Source organism: Photobacterium sp. DNB23_23_1 (assembly GCF_052873815.1).
Window position 1 is genome coordinate 129,889 of the sequence record NZ_JBNNXT010000005.1, and the last position, 19,053, is coordinate 148,941.

The 19,053-nt window shown below is 43.8% G+C and carries 16 protein-coding genes; 3 read left to right on the forward strand and 13 right to left on the reverse strand.

Annotated elements, in window-relative coordinates; translation table 11 throughout:
* Positions 1–41: 41 nt before the first annotated feature.
* The 3 genes from ACVA53_RS05280 to ACVA53_RS05290 form a co-directional block, all read right to left on the reverse strand.
* Positions 42–224: a hypothetical protein gene (locus tag ACVA53_RS05280; RefSeq protein WP_255045343.1), complete on the reverse strand. Its 183-nt coding sequence runs from the start codon at positions 222–224 to the stop codon at positions 42–44.
* Between the two features lie 643 nt (positions 225–867).
* The gene (locus ACVA53_RS05285) at positions 868–2,370 is read right to left on the reverse strand and encodes an arylsulfatase (protein ID WP_446504655.1); all 1,503 of its coding nucleotides are present in this window, start codon (positions 2,368–2,370) and stop codon (positions 868–870) included.
* Positions 2,367–2,768, reverse strand: coding sequence for a DUF4345 domain-containing protein (locus ACVA53_RS05290; RefSeq protein WP_446504656.1), 402 nt, complete (start codon positions 2,766–2,768; stop codon positions 2,367–2,369). The genes ACVA53_RS05285 and ACVA53_RS05290 overlap by 4 nt, the downstream gene beginning before the upstream one ends.
* Before the next feature lie 382 nt (positions 2,769–3,150).
* Here ACVA53_RS05290 and ACVA53_RS05295 point away from each other — a divergent pair, with 382 nt between their 5' ends.
* Positions 3,151–4,065 (forward strand): DUF2971 domain-containing protein, encoded by a 915-nt coding sequence (locus ACVA53_RS05295; RefSeq protein ID WP_255044265.1) that lies wholly within the window; start codon positions 3,151–3,153, stop codon positions 4,063–4,065.
* Positions 4,066–4,328: 263 nt separating this feature from the next.
* The gene (locus tag ACVA53_RS05300) at positions 4,329–5,336 is read left to right on the forward strand and encodes a zinc-binding alcohol dehydrogenase family protein (protein ID WP_255044266.1); all 1,008 of its coding nucleotides are present in this window, start codon (positions 4,329–4,331) and stop codon (positions 5,334–5,336) included.
* A gap of 77 nt (positions 5,337–5,413) precedes the next feature.
* On the opposite strand, the gene ACVA53_RS05305 is transcribed toward ACVA53_RS05300, so the two are convergent.
* The 3 genes from ACVA53_RS05305 to ACVA53_RS05315 all read right to left on the reverse strand — a co-directional run bounded on the left by ACVA53_RS05305 (position 5,414) and on the right by ACVA53_RS05315 (position 9,313).
* A complete protein-coding gene (locus tag ACVA53_RS05305; protein ID WP_446504657.1) occupies positions 5,414–6,361 on the reverse strand; it encodes a LysR family transcriptional regulator in 948 nt (315 codons plus the stop codon).
* Between the two features lie 114 nt (positions 6,362–6,475).
* Entirely contained in the window at positions 6,476–7,786 is a 1,311-nt protein-coding gene (locus tag ACVA53_RS05310; protein ID WP_446504658.1) for a DUF1501 domain-containing protein, read from the reverse strand.
* 3 nt (positions 7,787–7,789) lie between these two features.
* Positions 7,790–9,313 carry a DUF1800 domain-containing protein gene (locus tag ACVA53_RS05315; protein ID WP_446504659.1) on the reverse strand — a complete coding sequence of 508 codons (1,524 nt, stop codon included), beginning with the start codon at positions 9,311–9,313 and terminating at the stop codon, positions 7,790–7,792.
* A 468-nt stretch (positions 9,314–9,781) separates the two neighbouring features.
* Here ACVA53_RS05315 and ACVA53_RS05320 point away from each other — a divergent pair, with 468 nt between their 5' ends.
* On the forward strand, positions 9,782–10,426 hold the full coding sequence (locus ACVA53_RS05320; RefSeq protein WP_255044270.1) for an outer membrane beta-barrel protein: 645 nt from the start codon (positions 9,782–9,784) through the stop codon (positions 10,424–10,426).
* A gap of 141 nt (positions 10,427–10,567) precedes the next feature.
* On the opposite strand, the gene ACVA53_RS05325 is transcribed toward ACVA53_RS05320, so the two are convergent.
* The 7 genes from ACVA53_RS05325 to ACVA53_RS05355 form a co-directional block, all read right to left on the reverse strand.
* Positions 10,568–12,379 (reverse strand): M3 family oligoendopeptidase, encoded by a 1,812-nt coding sequence (locus ACVA53_RS05325; protein WP_255044271.1) that lies wholly within the window; start codon positions 12,377–12,379, stop codon positions 10,568–10,570.
* Between the two features lie 235 nt (positions 12,380–12,614).
* Positions 12,615–13,109, reverse strand: a complete 495-nt coding sequence (locus tag ACVA53_RS05330; RefSeq protein ID WP_446504660.1) for a YcxB family protein — start codon at positions 13,107–13,109, stop codon at positions 12,615–12,617.
* Positions 13,110–13,533: 424 nt separating this feature from the next.
* The gene (locus ACVA53_RS05335; protein WP_446504661.1) at positions 13,534–14,319 is read right to left on the reverse strand and encodes an SDR family oxidoreductase; all 786 of its coding nucleotides are present in this window, start codon (positions 14,317–14,319) and stop codon (positions 13,534–13,536) included.
* Entirely contained in the window at positions 14,319–15,230 is a 912-nt protein-coding gene (locus ACVA53_RS05340) for a dihydrodipicolinate synthase family protein (RefSeq protein WP_446504662.1), read from the reverse strand. The genes ACVA53_RS05335 and ACVA53_RS05340 overlap by 1 nt, the downstream gene beginning before the upstream one ends.
* Complete coding sequence (locus tag ACVA53_RS05345) at positions 15,227–16,228, reverse strand: ABC transporter ATP-binding protein (RefSeq protein WP_446504663.1); 1,002 nt, start codon at positions 16,226–16,228, stop codon at positions 15,227–15,229. Before ACVA53_RS05345 ends, ACVA53_RS05340 begins: the two co-directional genes overlap by 4 nt.
* Position 16,229: 1 nt before the next feature.
* Positions 16,230–17,918: an ABC transporter permease subunit gene (locus ACVA53_RS05350; RefSeq protein ID WP_446504664.1), complete on the reverse strand. Its 1,689-nt coding sequence runs from the start codon at positions 17,916–17,918 to the stop codon at positions 16,230–16,232.
* Positions 17,915–19,051: a M24 family metallopeptidase gene (locus ACVA53_RS05355; protein ID WP_446504665.1), complete on the reverse strand. Its 1,137-nt coding sequence runs from the start codon at positions 19,049–19,051 to the stop codon at positions 17,915–17,917. Before ACVA53_RS05355 ends, ACVA53_RS05350 begins: the two co-directional genes overlap by 4 nt.
* Positions 19,052–19,053 lie beyond the last annotated feature (2 nt).

Below are 19,053 nucleotides of genomic sequence, written 5' to 3' on the forward strand. Positions count from 1 at the left end.
TGCCGATCTCTGGCCCTCATTATTTTGGCCCATACAGGGCGTTACCGAAGAAGTTGTAGGCTCGCGGTTTCACACATTACCTGAGCAAACTCTGTGCCCCGCTTACATTCAACTTCCCTGACTAATTCAGCCAATAGCACTTCAAGATCTTCAACGTTTCCATTGCTGCCAGACTCAGCCATGTATTGTGCGATACTTCGTCTCGCTTCATGCTTTCTACACATAATCTAATCCTTTAAATTTGAACCCAGTCCTCCCTCATCATAATTTTCATCAACCATCATGCAAATGCTCCAGCTCACATAAAACTTTTTTCAACCACAAAAATAACACTTAAAATCAATAGCTTAATGATTTTTGTCGTAAAGTGACATTGACTTTCCACTGCCATTTATGGCTCATTTTGATTTTCCAAAATTCCATAGAAGCCATTGATAAAATGGCTCTCTGTTATCATTCTAGGTTCTTTATGAACGACTTCATCTGGTTTAGACCACACCTTACCCAGATACCCATCAGAGTATGCCTTGTGCCAATAACGCAGGTCGATAAGCCTGGTAATAAGCAGATGCAATCATATAAAGGGTAGAGAAAACAAAATTTATGTCGGTCACTGATTAACACTAGCGAAGTGTTCTCGGCCTTATACCAATCTGGATAAGTAGTTGATCAAGTATTTGCATTGGAAAAATCGTTGTTATCAAGGCAGATATTGCAGTAACTAGTGGCTCTAATTACAAAATATCTAACGCAGAAAACAGCGGTTTTAACCTGCAAGACTGATCAAATATTTATGTAGGTTGGTATTAAAGCGTAAATATAATCTAGGCTGCCGATCCCTCTCGGCAGCCTATGTATTCAACTCAACTAATTGCCAACACCACCATTGTTAGTGACGGGAGTATCAGCCGTTAATACCGGCCATTCTTTAAAGGTTGCCAAGTGCTGTTCTACCGCAGCTTGTGCAGGACCAAATGCCCACATTTTTTGTCCCATCCACTTCAAATACATCCCAGACTCTTCAGCCGCTCTTTCATAAGGATCGCGACGCAAGTTAAAGAGCAAAGGCGCATTTAACTCTTCTTTTGGTCCACTCCAGCCATGGTTTTGCACAACGAAATGTGCTTTCCAGTCGCCGACTCTGACTGCTTGAAGTTTATCTCTTTCATAGTAGAGAATTTCATTTCGATTGGATTGACTGTCCTTCGTCAGCATCTCGAGTTGATTGTAGCCATCTAAATGTGCTTTGAAGCCATCATGACCTCCCAGCAGCTTCTCTTTTAGATCTGTCGGTCCTCCCGCTGCAGCGACTAAAGTGGGTAGCCAATCCATCCCATCAAAAATACCATTATTCACTGAACCTGCAGGAATGTTCTCTGGCCAACTAACAAGCGCAGGAGCCCTGACTCCACCTTCCCAGGTTGTCCCTTTTTCACCGTGAAATGGAGTCATGCCGCCATCCGGCCATGTCATAATTTCTGGCCCATTGTCAGCGGTAAAAATGACGATGGTATTGTCTGCAACACCTAACTCATCCAACTTCGCAAACATTTCTCCAATATGATCATCAAGGTCTTTCATTACAACCTCTTGGAGTCCCCAACCATTTTTCCCTAACATTGCTTCATATTTAGGGGAAAGGTGGCTCCACACATGCCCTCTTGAAGGACAATACCAAGTAAAGAAGGGCTTATCTTCTTTTACTGCCCGCTCAATAAAATCAATAGCATGTTTGTTCACTTCATCATCAAGCGTGCGCATTCTTTCAATAGTCAGCGGTCCATCATCATTAATAGTTTGGTTACCACTGCCATCGGTAGTTGCATGAATCACATTACGCGGGGCGAATTTCTGAAAATCCGGGTCTTGTGGCCAATCCGGATCTTCCGTGTATTCCATGGCGTTAAGATGATATAACCAGCCCCAATACTCATCAAATCCGTGCATCGTTGGTAAAAACTCATCGCGATCACCAAGATGATTTTTACCAAATTGACCTGTCACATATCCCAATTTTTTGAGAATTTCAGGCAATGTTGGTGTATCCGCATTCAATCCAACAGGCCCTCCGGGTAAGCCAACAGTATGCATCCCTGTTCGAACGGGTAATTGGCCTGTCAAAAATGCAGAACGCCCAGCCGTACAGGAGGGTTGAGCATAATAATCAGTAAGCATCATGCCATTCTCAGCGATGCTATCAATATTCGGAGTCTGACTACTCATTACTCCATTATGGTAAGCGCTAATATTCGATATCCCAATGTCATCTGTAAAAATCACAAATATATTGGGTCTCTCTTGTGCCGAAAAGACCACAGTTGACCAGTTGAATAGCAAGCTAATTATAAAAAAACGCAATATCCTTTTCATCTATTCCCTCTTGTATTTTCAGTCGTTTCTAGATTAATCATTTTTAAAGCAACAACGCCAAATCCGATTTCGAGCAACAAATAAATGAATAGCAACCAATGAGGCATACCATCGAATATAATACTAGTCAGGCGCCCAGCGGCTAAGCCAAGCATAAATATTACTAGGCTATAAAGGGCGTGAAGTCTATATTTGGCATAAAATGCACCAAGAACCCAAAATAACACCATCGCGAAGTACAACCCCATGACAGCGCGAAAAATATGAGTAGCATTGATTGGTGTTGCATCTATATTGAATAAAAAATTCAATGATACTTCGGGAGATAATCCATAAGAAAGTGCTATTGGCGTTAGGCCACATGCAGCAACAAGCAAGAATACACCCTGAATTTTCATAAAATCTCCATAATGAGCTGACGATGTTAAAATCATAGTCTGTGAGTCGGCACTAACAAATAAATATCCATCATTTCAATGAGCCAACTGCACCTCTGTGTGGATTTATATTTATAGGTAGGGTCAACACTCCCTTCGGTATTAATTTAAGCCATTGAAAAATAGGCATACAACGCAACCCAACCATTTAGCTACATTAAAGATAAAAGCCAGCATTTTTCACTAATAACCACCCCCTTAGCCATACATACCACTAAAACCCGTGAGGTGAGTAAATTACTAATATTGGCTACTGTTAACATTTTCCATTAATTAATTTGACCTAAATTTGAGGATACTAGTAATGTTTAATTAACACATAACAAAAAAGTAGGCGCTACTTGTGGATGGGAATACGCTTTTTCATTACACCTCAACGGACGGACTATTGGGCGTTATGCTCAACAAAGAGATATGGTTTACCGATTACCAGTTCTTAAACGACAAAGGTGAGTACAAAAAAGCGTTGCATGCCCTGACTAAACGGCTCCGTGACTCAGAGTACACAGCATGCAGTATGATCCTGGAAATGTTCCTGCATCAAATCGAAAACCAGCACTCAATGTGCGTCTGCTCTTTTTCCGGTACCAGTGATTCTCTGACTCAGTGGCGCTTTTATGGTGATGACTGTCGTGGAAGCTGTATCGGTTTTAGATCAGATGTACTGAAAAACAATACCAGTGATCATCCCTCGCTATCCTCCTCTGCTCACTACTTTAGCGGTACGCTAATGCTGAGTGAGACATTCAAATGCAGTTATAATCCACTGCATCACTATATTGAGGAAACCATTACCCTATTCAAAGAATTGTTTGACTACTTTAACACCATGGATATGCCCAATGAACAAGAGCAGAGAAGTGCCCTTGAGGCCTTGGCACCACATTACAAATCCTCGCTATTTTCCTTGCTCAAAACCCTGTTTGCTTGGAAACATCATGACTTCATTAACGAAGATGAATCACGTGCCATTGCACTGGTTCCGCTTAGTGAGCTGAGCTATCGTGTGAATAGAAACCTTATCACGCCATACTACAAGCGCACATTGGAAGATGTCTTTTCAATGGAGTCGATAAAGGTGATCATTCTCGGGGCGAAATCAGATAGAAGAAATTCACTGGCGATCTCTAGCTTGACCTCACAGTACGGCGAGCAAGCCTTATTGTGGGGAGCCAACGCCCAAGAGCTATCTGAAATAAGACCTGAAACCTATGAAGATGTTGGGCAATGTGCAAGGCATAAGACGCAATACAATTGAGTTTTCACAATATGACGTACATAAATACCAACACGTATAATCAATAATTTAAAGGTTTACTGTGGGTAAGGTATAACCAAGTTACTTTATTCAAACAGCAATATTTATAATGAAATTTTCCAGTACCTTCTAATCGACGGTAGCACATTCAGCCAGTCTTACTATGGACCAAATGATCCATAATCATTGGGTAATCCGGCTCTTTCTCACAGCTTGCCAACCGTTCATTATACTGACCATCAAACAAACAGTTCGAGGTCATCATGAAAGCAGTCGGTTATCAGCGCAATCTTCCAATCCAAGACGAAGCATCTTTACAGGACATTACATTAGATGCGCCAACAGCCACAGGTCATGACTTGTTGGTAGAGGTTCAAGCCATTTCGGTTAACCCAGCAGACTATAAAGTTCGTCAAGGGATGCCAGCTGAAGATGGTAGCTGGAAAGTGATTGGTTGGGACGCCACGGGTATCGTAAAAGCGGTCGGCGAAAGCGTAACTTTGTTCAAGCCAGGCGACAAAATCTGGTATGCCGGTGATATTTCTCGTTCAGGAAGCTACGCCGAAATGCAGCTCGTCGATGAACGTATAGTGGGAAAAATGCCTCAATCACTGTCATTTTCTGACGCCGCTGCTTTGCCGCTCACATCTATCACCGCATGGGAGCTATTGTTTGACCGTTTGAAAGTCGATAACACAGCCTCTGACAAACGCATCCTTGTAATTGGTGCCGCTGGTGGTGTTGGCTCAATCATGGTTCAGCTCATCAAGCAATTGACCAACCTTGAATTGATTGCGACGGCCTCTCGCCCTGAGACTATCGATTGGCTGAAAGACCTAGGTGCCGACCATATTATCAACCACCGCAATCCGTTAGGGGCTGAATTCGAAAAGCATGGGTTACCTGAAGTCGATTATGTCGTCAGCCTAAACAATACCGAGCAGCACATCGATGAGATTGTTAAAGTCATTAAACCTCAGGGCCAATTCGCATTGATTGATGATCCTCAGTCATTGGATATCGTCCCATTCAAGACAAAATGCGTTTCTATCCACTGGGAGCTGATGTTTACCCGCTCGTTGTTCCAAACACCGGATATGCAAGCACAGCATGACTTACTAAATGAAGTTTCGAGTATGATCGATAAAGGACAAATAAAAACAACAGTTGGCGATCACTTCGGCCAAATTAATGCAGCTAATTTACGTAAAGCCCATGAGTTTTTGGAAACGGGTAAAGCGAGAGGTAAAATTGTGCTAGAAGGTTTCTAAACCTAGTTGCACTTGGCCGATACTGAAGCATTGAAAACCGGGCAGTCACATACTGACTGTGATTGCCCGGTTTTATGCTAACGGTACAAAGATGCATAGTTTGGCACATGGCTGACCCAGCGCGGTGGAACACCGATATCGTCCTGAAAGGCCTGAATGAATTCACGTACTAACGGGGTTTGTTTGCGGTGCGGATAAACAGCATAGACGGCCTTATCTTTGCTGGGCAGTACATAGTCAGTCAACAGAGTGACAATACCTTGCTCATCAATATTTTGATTGAGATTATAGAGGTCAATAACTGCATAGCCTAGGCCATCCCTGACACCAGCCACCATCATCCGAACATCGCTGACTTTGTAGTTTCCTTTCATCTTATAGCTTTTGAAATTATCACCATGGGGTTTGTCACTCAGCCACATTTGATCCAAGGTGGTATCAGCATTGCTGTATATAACTGCAGGAAGTTCAGCGAGCTCTTCAGGCGTCGTAGGATTTCCATATCTTTCAATAAAGGCTTTAGAAGCTATAACCGCAAAGTGGGTATTGGCTATTTTTTTAGCGATCAAGTTAGATTCCGCAAGCTTGCCTATCCGAAAGGCCAGGTCATAATGATCCGCAATGATATCTGCTTTTTTGTCATCCAATGAGAGAAGTACTTTTACATCTGGGTATTTCTGCATAAAGCACGAAATAACAGGCTGAAGGTATTCCTGACCGAGAAAAACCGGGGAGGTAATACGGAGCGTCCCTTTTGGCGTCGACTGATAAGAATCCGCAATATTTTGAATCTGGCTTAAAGTATCTATCAAAATATTGGCTTGCTCTAGAATCTCCTCTCCCGCCGGTGTTAGTGAAAAAGAGCGGGTTGAACGATTGAGTAATTGCACCCCAAGATTCGTTTCTAGCTTTTTAATTTGCTTTGATAAAGAGGAGTTATCCATATCATGTAGTGTCGCTGCCTTAGAAAACGATCCCTGCTGGACAACATCGAGAAAGAGAGACAGTTGATTGGTTATGGACATCAGTATTCCTCATCCTTAGTTTGCATAGCTTCCTAAACTAAGGATAAACAAAGCTGCAGAGAAGAGAAATGAAGAATCAGCCGAACAAGTGCTCGGCTGATGCACCTTTTATTATTAGAGGAATGGAATCGTCTTGTGCGGGAAAGTTAGAAGCGATGGGAACAGCGTTTCTAAATCAAGACTAGTATCAAACCAATTCGCTAAAGTCGCATTAACTTGATCTGCAGCGATCTCCGGGATAAGACGACCATTATTGTAGTCATATTCACTTCCCGGTGTTAGATCGGGCCATTTACCATAAGCCTTGCCCCCTTTAACTGCCCCACCAACAACCAATTGGTGGCCGGCCCAGCCATGATCAGTACCTGAATCATTGGCCATAATGCGACGACCAAAGTCAGACATGGTAAAGGCTGTGACCTTGTCGGATATGCCTTGCTGTTTCATCTCTTGATAAAACGCTGTCAACGCATCAGAAACCTGCCCAAGTAAAGCAGCATGGTTTCCAGCCTGATCTTTATGGGTATCAAAGCCACCGAGCCCGACAAAGAATATTTGACGCTTATGCTGCAAAGAAGCCGCACTTCTCACCTTAATCAGCTTCGCTGTGGTATGGAGCATGTCACCCAAACTGGTTTGTGGGAATCCATCAAGCTCACCAACCGATGCCAAGGACTCATCCAGCGCATCATTCTCGTAATAACGATTAGCCATGATGGTTGAGTAATTATCGGCAAACAGATTGACATATTGCTCCTCGAAATGACGTCTCATTGCACCAACACGATCGCTGTTATTCAGCCCGTTATAAGCACCCGCACCATCGCTAGTCAAGACCAAAGGTTCAACATAGTTATTACGCAACCACTTCTGTTCGCCGTTTAATGACATTAAAGGAGACAGGCTACCAGAGAGGTTCATATCCTGAACCATCCGGCCTGCCCAACCCAATTTGTCATTCATGTTTTCCGCACCAGACTGCCACATAGTTTGCTGCAGGTTGTGAGCCATCAAGAAGTCAGGAACTCGGCTATTAGGATTATTTTCACCTATGATAGGTTCAACCAACTGGCCGGAGTTAACGATAACGGTGGCATTACCCTCATCAAAAGCCGTTTTCAAGCTTTCCATCGCAGGGTGTAACCCCAATTGAATATCGTTTTCTGTGGCGATACTTAAGGGTACTAACTCTTTCTGGGCAATGGCAAGATTGGGCCTCGCTTGCCAATAAGTCTGGTAAGCACTGTCAGTAACAGGGATCACCATGTTGTAAGCATCGTTCCCACCAAACAGGAACACACAGACCAGCGCTTTATAATCCTCTTCAGAAGCTTGGGCCATGTTCAATCCGGTCAGAGCAGGCGCAACCGAAGTCGCACTAAGGGCTACCGAGCTTTTCAGGAAATGACGGCGTGATAATTTCATTATTTACTCCTGGCAGCGAAACTCTGGTGAACATTGAATGGCAAACAGCGTATCGTTGATCTTGCGATCATCATTACGGTTATCTGCGGTCAATTCTTCCAGCATTTGACGGATAAATTCACCCAGCTCAATAGACATCAAGCCAGCAAAAATACGTTCATTGAGCAATTCAATATACTCATCGGGTTTATTGACCTTCTGCTCAAACTGCGCTCGATTCCATGACCACTGTTTTACGTTAGTGCTGTCATGAGCCAATATCATGGTCCACATTCGATTTGAGATCCGGCGTACGCTATCCATCGATAGAATGGCAAATTCCGGTGCGGTTAGCTGCTTGTCGGTGATTTCACCTTTTGGGGCATAATCTGGTTCATAAAAATTGAACACGCTAGGGGCTTGCAATGGCGCCTGACCGAAATGACTTTGTGTTCCGGGGAAGTCCCACCAGCGATCTGGATCGTTACTTTTCACATTCAATGCGCGGCAGAGGTTTGCCATTGCTACAATCGGCTCTTTCACTTTACCGAAATTCCGGCTGCTACTACCGTGAGACTGATGATCAGCCATGGCTTTGCCATTAATGACATCTTCATCGAGTAAGATCGCCTTAATCACAGAAGGCATATCTCCACGTACGCCTTTACCATTATCTTTAAACACATCCGCTACACGCTGGATATAAGAACGGCGAGGATTACTTAACGTCAATCGCTTGATAAGCAAAGCAGAAATGAACATCGGGGTATTTCGGTGATTAAACAGCAGATCTATAGCCTGTGAGAGATCTTGCTCAGCCGATTGTCCTTTTGGAAACACCTGCCCCAATACTGTTTTCTCATCAAAGTCATGACGATTTGAATCGGCATACATGGGTTTCAAATAAGTATCACGACGCCAGCCTGTTAATACTTTTGCGAGTTGCTCAACATCTTCTTGGGTATAAGTTGGCTCTTTATTTCCCCGTGCATCGAGCTTTGGCATCCCATTGCTCTGCAATTGCCACAACCCCAAGCTAAATAGCTGCATCACTTCACGGGCATAATTTTCGTCTGGAAAGGTATTTTTCTCAGGATCTGCCTTACGGCTGCCTTCCAGAGTCAAATATTTACCCATCGCCGGGCTCAATGTTACCGCTTCAAGCAGATCTCTAAAGTTACCAAAGGCATGCTTCATCAATACATCATAATATTCGGCCAACGCTTCAGAGTTTGGGCCCCCACTGTTGGACACCACAAAGATCTGGCTCAACGCGTATACCACACGCTGCCTCAGCTGATCGCCAGCGGTAAGGCTTCGATTCCACCAAGCACTCAAGCGGGCATTTTCATTCAATGTATCCCCGCTCGCTTCGGCATAACGTTCAGCCAAAGGCCGGTGTAGACGCCAGTTTCGAGTAAACTGATCATCGAGCCAAGCCTCTAAGCCCATGTCTAAAAAATCATCAATATCCCCTTGCTTGGGACCAAATGTTGCCCGATACAGAAATTTTGCTGCCTGTTCCGGTTCATATATTGAGCTAACCACGACGTTTACCTCATTCCATCATTGGATTTATTTTTATGGCTATCAATAATGAAATAGGTGGAAGAATTGACGAGAGTTATGTGATTAATTTGGAAGTAAAGTACCAAAAAAACACAAAATAAGGCATTAAACTTAGTGAAAGAAAAGTTGCGCAGGAAAAATTGTTGTTTTCAAGGCGGATATTGCAGTAACTAGTGGCTCTGATTACAAAACCTCTAACGTAGCTAACAGCGATTTTAACCAGCAAGATTGATCAATGTAGGTTGGTATAACTCAATAGATAAAGCAATTAGTCGCTAAATTCTTCTCCCCCCCCCACCAGACATTGTCGTCGATTGTATAGGAATGTACGGATCACAAAAACGCTATTGTACGTTGTTTTATTAAGGCGTAGCATTCACTCCAACAATAAAACCTTTGCCTACAACATAGCAGGCCTAACGCCTCTGTTACAAAATTAGGATGAACATGAAAAAGTTAATGCTACTTCCTTTGGCGACACTTGTGAGTGGATCTTTCGCGGCTAATGCTCAAGAGCCTATGACCCAGAACTTCGACTACATTTCTGGTGGTCTGCAGATCAGTAAATTCAATAAAGACCTATGGTCTGAAGCGAATGCTAACACTGGAATACTTGCTACTACAGATGGTGGTGCTGGCCTTTACCTACGTGGTAGTTGGAACTTCGCCGATAACTTCTTCGTGGAAACACGTGGTGATGCGATCGCGGCTGACGATATGATCTTCTCAAATGGACTTTTGGGCCTTGGTTACTTCATGCCAATAAATAATGATTTTACCGTTTATGGTTTAGCTGGTTTTGCCAACTCGCGTTACGATCTGGATGTAAAAACACCCTTTGGTACTTTTGGCGGAAATGAAACTCAATCGGGCTTCACCGGTGAAATCGGTGCTCGCTATCAAGTAATGGATCGTTGGATGGTTGAACCTGCAGTTCGCTTTGCAACTTACGACGACACTATGTACGAGCTTCGCCTTGGTAACAGCGTGAAAATGACTGAACACGTAAGCCTTGAAGCAAATCTATCTCGCAATGACTACGATGCATTTGCTGAAACCAACGTCCAACTGGGTGCACGTTACAGCTTCTAAGTGTGTCTAGCTAGACACTCTTGCTAAATTAAAATATTTACATTCGCTTTCGCTAGGTTAAAGCAGCGGCCAGAGGTAGATAGCTACCTACAGGCCGTTTTTTTATCTTTATTTTACAAATAACAAGCAAGGATCAGCACGTTAGCGAAAACCATTAAGCTTGCTGATAACCGTATCAAACTCTTCAATTTGCTTAGCGACCATATCAACACTTTGCTGCCAGAATTCAGGTTGGCGTATATCCATACCCAAGTGTTTCTCGACTACGTCTTCTGCTGTCATAGATCCGGTGTCACGAAGCAAGGCTTTATAGTCAGCATAGAAGCGATCACCTTTTGCTTCACGCTGTGCATATACCCCTTTGCTGAATAGATACCCGAACAAGTACGGATAATTATAGAAACTGATTTCTGCAATGCTAAAGTGTAGTTTGCTGGCCCAAAACATCTCATTGGTTTCATCCATGGCTTCGCCGTACCACTCTTGCCAAGTTTCAGACATGAGTAACTTAAGCTGCTCAGGAGTAAATTCGCCATCTTTGCGCTGCTCATAGTAGGCTTTTTCAAACTCATAACGCACCGGAATATTAACCATCAACGCCAGTGCAGACTGCGCCTCTTCCCACAACATTAACAACTTCTCTTGCTCGCTATCCGCTTTTGCCATTAGTGCATCGCGCACCACGTTTTCAGCAAAAATAGAGGCGGTTTCAGCCAGTGTCATCGGATAACGGGTTTGCACCAATGGCATATCTTTCATCACCCAGTTGTGGAAAGCATGCCCAAGCTCATGGGCCAAGGTCAGTACGTCCGACATACTGCCACCCCAAGTCATAAAGACCAATGGCGTTCTGCTATCAGCAAACTTAGTGCAGTAGGCACCCAAGCGCTTATTCGGCTGAGGGGCCGCATCAATAAGCTGCTGATCAACCATCATATCAACAAAGTCAGCCATTTCAGGATCGACATCGGCAAAAGCATCGCGAATAATATCGATACCTTCAGCAAAACTGTACGAAGTCCCCTCTCCCCCGGACAAGGCCGGCATAGAAGCCATTTCATCCCAAGGTTTGAGCTTATCCGTGCCAAACAGCCGTGCCATATGCAGGCCCGCCTTCTGGCCAATATGACGATTGTTTTTGGCAACAGCCATCATAGCGTCTAGGGTGGCTTTCTCGATACGACTGGTATGCAAGCTCGGGTCGAGGAAATCAACCTTCTGGGTATGACTACGTTTTTGGTATTCCGTCAATCGAGCACCGGATAGTGCATTTAAGATAGCGGCAAAACTTTCCTGATGTGCAGCCATCGCTTTAGACACTGCACGCCAAGCAGGCTCTCTACGTAAGCTGTCGCCACCATACAAGATACTGGCGGCCTGAGATAACCCCATGCGTTCTTGCTGACCATCTGGCAATTGCAAAGTCACTTTCAAGCTACCGGTAATATTGTCGTACAGGCGCCCCCATGCCAACTTTCCATCCACATCCATTGCGGTAAGCAGTTGCTCCTCGGCTACAGATAGTTGTTGGGGCTTGAGTAGCCGCTCTCTCTCAAGCAAAAAACGCCAAGGTGATAGCGCTTCGCCTTCTTCTCCACCTTTTTCAAGCAAATCATCGAATTGTTCAAGATTAAGGTTAACAACAGCCTGCATAAACGGGGTCATGGCTTGATCAAGCTCAGATTGCAGCACATTAACTCTACCGAGTAGCTTTTTCGCCTGCTCATCGGCCGCATCTACCGACAAGATACAGTTTACGAACGCACTGAGCGTCATCACTTTTACACGTTCGGCTTGCTGCATGACTAATGCTGCTGCCAAACCATCTAGAGACGTTGAGTCCAACCTTGCCAATTCCGGAAAAAGTGCCTCGACAGAGGCTAAATCTTGCTCGATCTTTGGATCATTCAGATCTTGGTAAGCAATAGATAAATCCCAACTCGGTGTATTCATAAATGTCTCCCTGTATTCTGTGACTTGTGTTTACTACCTCAACATATCACAACTGTGCCAAGGGGTATGTCGACACGAAGCTGGACAAAACCTTGTTTCGAACTTCATATTACAGAGTGAACTCGGATAACCTCAGCGATTACCCCCTAGCTAAAAGCTCAACCGTTCTAATCAGAAGCAAAATGAAAGACTTGACCGTATTCGTTTTATTGCCTCTATTTTGCGCGCATTGGCGTTAGTTCATTTTTGATACTGCGTGCTGCTCTACCATGAACGCGATCACTTCATCATTTAAGCAAGATTTACTGACATATTGGCGCTGTTTACCCATATGAAGAATAAAACCTAAATCGCTTTGTTGAAGTTGGTCTATTTCACTCCAAGCTATGTTACGGGTGTTTTTACCGCTTTTATAACTCACACCGTTAGAATCAACATGAAATACCACTTTGCTGCCAGAGCTCATGCTGAGTGTTTGTCGCCATAGCCACCAGGTTCTCTTAAAATAAACACTAAGCGCCTCAATAATGCTCAAAACAATAAAGAACCAACCAACGTAACCGCTGGGTAGTAGCTCAAATATGATTAAAACAACCCCAAAAAGAAGAAATAATATTCCTTTTAAATAGGCTTTTGGAAATTCAGCAGGACGGCTAGTTTGATCATAACACTCTGCAAAAAAGGTCTTGTCGAGGGTGTATTCTGTAGTGAAATCAAAATCTTTAGACATATGTGGCTACTTTGAAGTTTTCTGTGAATGAGTATCCCATGCTGCGACCTTGCAACTTAAGTATTGTATAACTTCTCGGTGCTTTTCTTTAGCTCTTTTGATCCACTTCAATAAATCAATAACTTGAATTGATTAGCTACTTTGCTAATACGTGGATTCCTATACCGAACACGACAATCGCTTGGTGATCACATATGTGCAACCACTACATCTAGCACGAATTTGTCGAGTAGACGACACCTGTTTCCAAATGCCGCCCCTCTGAGAACCCAGTGTGAAACTTTCACTGCGCTAGGCTCAAGCCTCCACGAAGGCATCGTTTGATCCCCAGACTTACAGTCGCGCAACCAGACGCAAAAGTATTATGCGATAAAGTTCGGCTTCAACCGTAAAAAAATATTCAAGATCATTAGCTTAACCAACGCTAAATAGACCGTATAGCTCCACCATCCACGCGTATTTTGCCACCAGTGACATAAGACGCTCGTTCACTAACTAAAAAGGTAACAACATCCGCAAACTCTTGTGGAGTTCCATAACGCTCAGCTGGTATGGATGCTTTGGATGCTAAAGCGACTTCATCTAAGCTCTTACCCTGCCTTGTTGCTGCGGCTTGATCGAGTTGATCGACTCGGTGCGTATGAATTCTCCCTGGAAGGACACAGTTTACTGTCACCCCATTCTTAGCGACCTCATTTGCAAGAGACTTAGACCATCCTACGACAGCAGAACGAATAGAGTTTGATAATGCTAAACGCGGTATTGGCTGTTCAACACCCGATGACGTAATATACGCGATGCGCCCCCAGCCTTGCTCTTTCATTTTTGGCAGACAAGATTGCGTCAGCCAAAATAAATTAGCCGCCATGGCTTCAAAATGTTTTAGCCAGTCAGCATGAATCGCTTCCTCAGCCGCACAGGGAGGGGGGCCTCCACAGTTACCAACAAGTATATCTGCACCTCCTAGTTCCTGGGCTTTCAAAACAGCAGCCTTCACTGATTCGATATCACTTAAGTCCATTGATACCGGATGTAGGCGTTGCTTCTGTTCTTCAGGCAAATGAGTATGAGCCTGCAGTAGTACTTCTGTATCACGAACGAATGCAATAACCTCCACTCCCTCCGCCAATAGTGACTTTGCAATTGCGGCCCCAAGGCCTCTCGCAGCACCAATAACTATCGCCTTTCGATTCTTTAAACCTAAGTCCATTACAACAAGCCTCTTAATTGATTATTCTGTCTATCGATAAGATAGCTAATTTCGTCTTTTGCCTGTGAGCTTAGAACAGGCCCTGGTGCTCGAAGAGAAGGACTAGCGATAATACCTCGGCTGTACATGATCCATTTTCTAATCGCTAGACCAAGGCCTGGTTGTTGCTCATACCTTGCTAGAGGTAAATACGCATCAAAAAGATCATGAGCTCGATTACGGTCCCCTTCTTTAAAGGCTTTACATACATCAACCATCATCTCTGAGTAGGCAAAACCTGTCATTGCACCGTCGGCGCCCCTACCGAGCTCTTCCGGTATAAACAGACCTCCATTACCACATAGAATGTATACGTCTTCGCAATGAGCTCTCAAGTAACTTATTTTTTCTAGACCCGGCCAGTCCTCATGTTTCACCATGACACAGTTGTCGAGTTCATTAACGATTCGAGCAAGAAGAGGGGCACTTATCTGAACGCCAGTAGCCAACGGAAAGTCTTGAAGTACAAATGGTATTTGGCCTAATGACTTCGAAACTAAAGCGTAATAATCGAATACCTGACTGTCTGTTTTCAAAGATGATAGTGGCGCCACCATAACCGCCTTTGCACCTATTTGTACCACTTTCTTTGCCAGTTCCACCAACGATGCAATTCCCGGCGAAGAGACACCAACAATTATCGGCACTCTCCCTTTGACACGTTTACAGACACGCTCAACTACACTAATAGCCTCTTCCATCGTCAGTTTTGGGGCTTCTCCCATCATGCCTAATAGAGTAATGGCATCAACGCCTGTATCAAGGTAATAGTCCGTCATGCTGTCGATGCTCTCGTAATCAATATCACCTTCTGAGGTAAAAGGCGTCACCGCTATGACACATACCCCCTTGACTTGAAAGCTTAACTTCATGCTACTTTCTCCTTACTTGTATATATTTCCGTTATGTCCTTGGACTGAAAGTAAACTTCTACTTCCTGATCAACTTGGAATAAAGAAATGTCTTCCATAGTAATGACACTTATTTCCCTGCCCTCATAATCAAGTAGGACTCGATACCCGAAACCGAGAAAAATGATGTTCTTTACTATGGCACTAACAGACATATGCTCAATCTCGTCAGCAAAGGGGGCTAGGCTAACGCGCTCCGGACGAATTGCCACTGTGCCTCCTGTATGATTTATAAAATTGCATTCACCCAAAAAATTGGCGACGAACTTGTTCTCAGGTGTGAAATACAATTCTTGGGGGCTTCCATATTGAACAATTTCACCTTGATCCATCAATGCTATTTTGTCGGATAAAAATAGCGCCTCTTCTTGATCATGCGTTACATAGATAATGGTAATTCCAGTTTTTTTATGAAGTTCTTTAAGTTGGATCTGAATAGATTTACGAAGGTTTTTATCCAGTGCGCCAAGAGGTTCATCCATTAACAAAATATCTGGTTTGATCACCAGCGCTCTCGCTAACGCTACCCTTTGTTGCTGCCCTCCAGATAACTCCTTTGGAAGTCGGTCTTTATATTCATCCAACTCTACCAAGGCCAGTACTTCTTCTACATACTCTTCTATTTCAGCCCTACTCATTTTGCGCATTTCCAAACCGAACGCGACATTCTGATAGACAGTCATATGAGGGAAAAGCGCATAATTTTGGAACACCATCCCAATATTCCTTTTTGATATCGATATAGGTTGAATGTCTTTCCCATCAATATAAATAGAGCCTTCATCACTACTCTCAAAACCAGCCAAACACTTTAACAACGTTGTTTTCCCAGAGCCTGAGGCTCCTAAGAGTGTGCAAAATTCACCGGGATTAATATTTAAACTCACACGATTGAGCGCCGTTACACCGTCGTAGCATTTTCTGAGCTTGTTGATAATTACTGACTTTCCAGTACTCATATTACTTCCTTCTAGTTACAACCAAGTTCGTCAGTAACATGACGATGGTAAACAATATAATGATTCCCGATGCAGCAATGATGGTCGGGTCAATTTCATGAGCTACCCCTTCATACATCAACTTCGGCAATGTTCGCGAACGCACATTGGTCATGAATAGCGCAATAATTAAATCATCAAATGATGAAATAAACGCAAAGACAGCACCACCTATAACACCCGGTAAAATGGACGGAAACAGCACTCGGTGAAAGAACACAATCCAAGGAGCTCCTAAACTTCTCGCCGCAAGTTCTAAGCTGTTATCAAAAGTAACTAACGATGCCCTTACAGTCATAAAGACATAAGGAGTAGCAATGACTGTATGCCCGATAACTAAGCCCCATACAGAGCTCACTAATCCATAAGGGACTAAAAGGTAGTACAAGCCAATAGAAAGAATAATAACCGGCACAATCATAGGCATGATAAACAGCGCCTCTATGACCTTTCGGTAAGAGGCTTTTATGCGAAAAATACCTATCGCCGCCAACGTTCCGAGTATGGTGGAAAATACCACCGTTAAACCCGCCACTTTTAACGACTGCATTAGTGCTTTTATCCATTTAGCGTTGTTGAAAAAGCTCTCATACCACTGAAGGCCTAAATCTTGGGGAGGAAAAGTGAGGAAAGGTGAAGATCCCAGGCTCATTGGAAACACAACGATAATCGGCGCAATAAGGAAAAGAGCGATTGGAAAACACATTAGTAGCGAAAATTTACCTCCTAATGTGCGCCGGTAACCTTCTCGATAAGTTTCTTCCGTTTTACTTCCACTTCCAGTCATTAACTTTTCAAGTCCGAAGTAGTGCTGGAAGATAAAAAACAAGCTAAGCACTATCAGTAGCAACATAATGGATATTGCCGCAGCGAACTCCCAATTAAGTTCCTTCGTGATGTTGTCGGCAATTAGCTGTGCAATCATCGTTTGCTTCACTCCACCCATTAACGCAGGAGTAATGTAGTAGCCGACAGAGTTCATAAATACGATCAGACTGCCAGCAATAACACCAGGTGCTGTAAGTGGCAGTATGATTCGCTTAAATATCGTTAGTGACGAAGCCCCTAAACTCTCAGCAGCGCGAAGTATCGAAATATCCAAAGACCTAAATGATGCGTAGAGAGGTAAGACGATAAACGGCATCAAGACATGAGTCATACCAATCAACACACCAGAAAGGTTATAAACAAACGCGATGGGCTCATCGATAATATTAAGGTCTGTCAACAGAGTGTTAAGCACACCGTTTTTCTGAAGAAGAACAATCCAAGCTGTCGTTCTCACCAGTGAGCTAGTCCAAAACGGTAGCAAGACAACAACCAACAGCACTTTTCTTAGATTGCTAGAGACCGTCGCCATTGCGTAAGCGACTGGATAGCTTATCAACACACATAGCACCGTAACCATTGCTGAAATATAGAAGGTGTTCGCAATGATCCCCGTATAAACGGGGACTGAAAACAATCTATAAAAATGTTGAAAACTAAAACCAGAATCACCGAACGCTGTTGATAATAGCTCGCCTACTGGCAATAAAAAGAACAAGGCTAAGAAAATTGAGAGCGGTAGCACAGCCAACCAACCAAGTACTTTCTTGCTTAACGATAGCTTAAGCCTTGTGCTTTGTTCAACCGATAGAACTTGACTCATAGGCTACTCACAAAAAGTTTTCTAGGAAAATTCGTTAAGCGTTCATATCCACTTTCGGTAACAAGAATGGTTTCTGACATACCAAAGCCATTAGCTAGAATGTAGCTGTGGAAAGTCATTCCAGGTTCAAACCTCCAAGTTGCTGAAGGCTCTGCTTCAAGCGGCTCCCCCCCCCTTGGTTGCAATAGCAATCCAACAGAGTAGAAAGTTTTATTGCTATACACTTCCTTCAAGCCACGAGATAACGCTTCCTCTCGATAAATAGAATCCGGCACTGTGGCTAAAACTCCGGCCTTGACCGTAGATAGCGCACTATCTTGTATATCTATTAATTGCTCTACGATTCGGCATTCTTTGTCTGTCGCATGCTGTACCTTCATTGGACGCATAAATCTTGAGTGATAATGCTTCACATTTGGTGTGGTTTCGAGTTGGACCGTGTCTCCGGCTTTGAGTACTCTATCCGAATAGCCACCGTGGAGATGCAAAGCGCGCTCCCCAGAGGACAGTACTCCAGGCCCTGGAAGATCGCTCCCTGACTTGATCATCGCGGAGCAAATTTCTGCGGCAAGCTCTCTCTCCGTAACCCCAACCCCAAGCGCTTTAATTCCCGCTTTCATACCTGCTTCAGCAGCCTGCGCTGCCTGTCTCATGTACTCGATCTCTGCAGGCGACTTAATAAATCTTTGCGCAGACGTTTCAGCACTGATATCGACCCAATTAATATCAGGCAATAACGCTTTTAGTGCAGAAAACCGACCATAGCTCAGAGGCCAAGCATGCAAATCGATCGCGACAGATGCTTTAGCCCCTACCGCATTTCTAATCGTCTTAGCCGCCAAGGATATCTGGTCATCAGAATCATTCCACAACACTCGTTTTTTCCAGATACAGGTCGCGTCGAGATAAAACTCCTCGACATCCCTACAAAACATAACGGGGTCATTGTGTAGTGGAATCACGGCAAACTGGAACGAACTGTATCCGCGTGTAAAAAAGCCCGTTAAGTAGGTTACCGTTTCAGGCATGAACGAGACAAATGCCTCACAATTTTTACTGGCAAGCAAGCTTCGGATTATGTCTGTGCGCTTTGCATACTCTGCTGGTTCAAACCAAGGTTTATAAATTGACATCT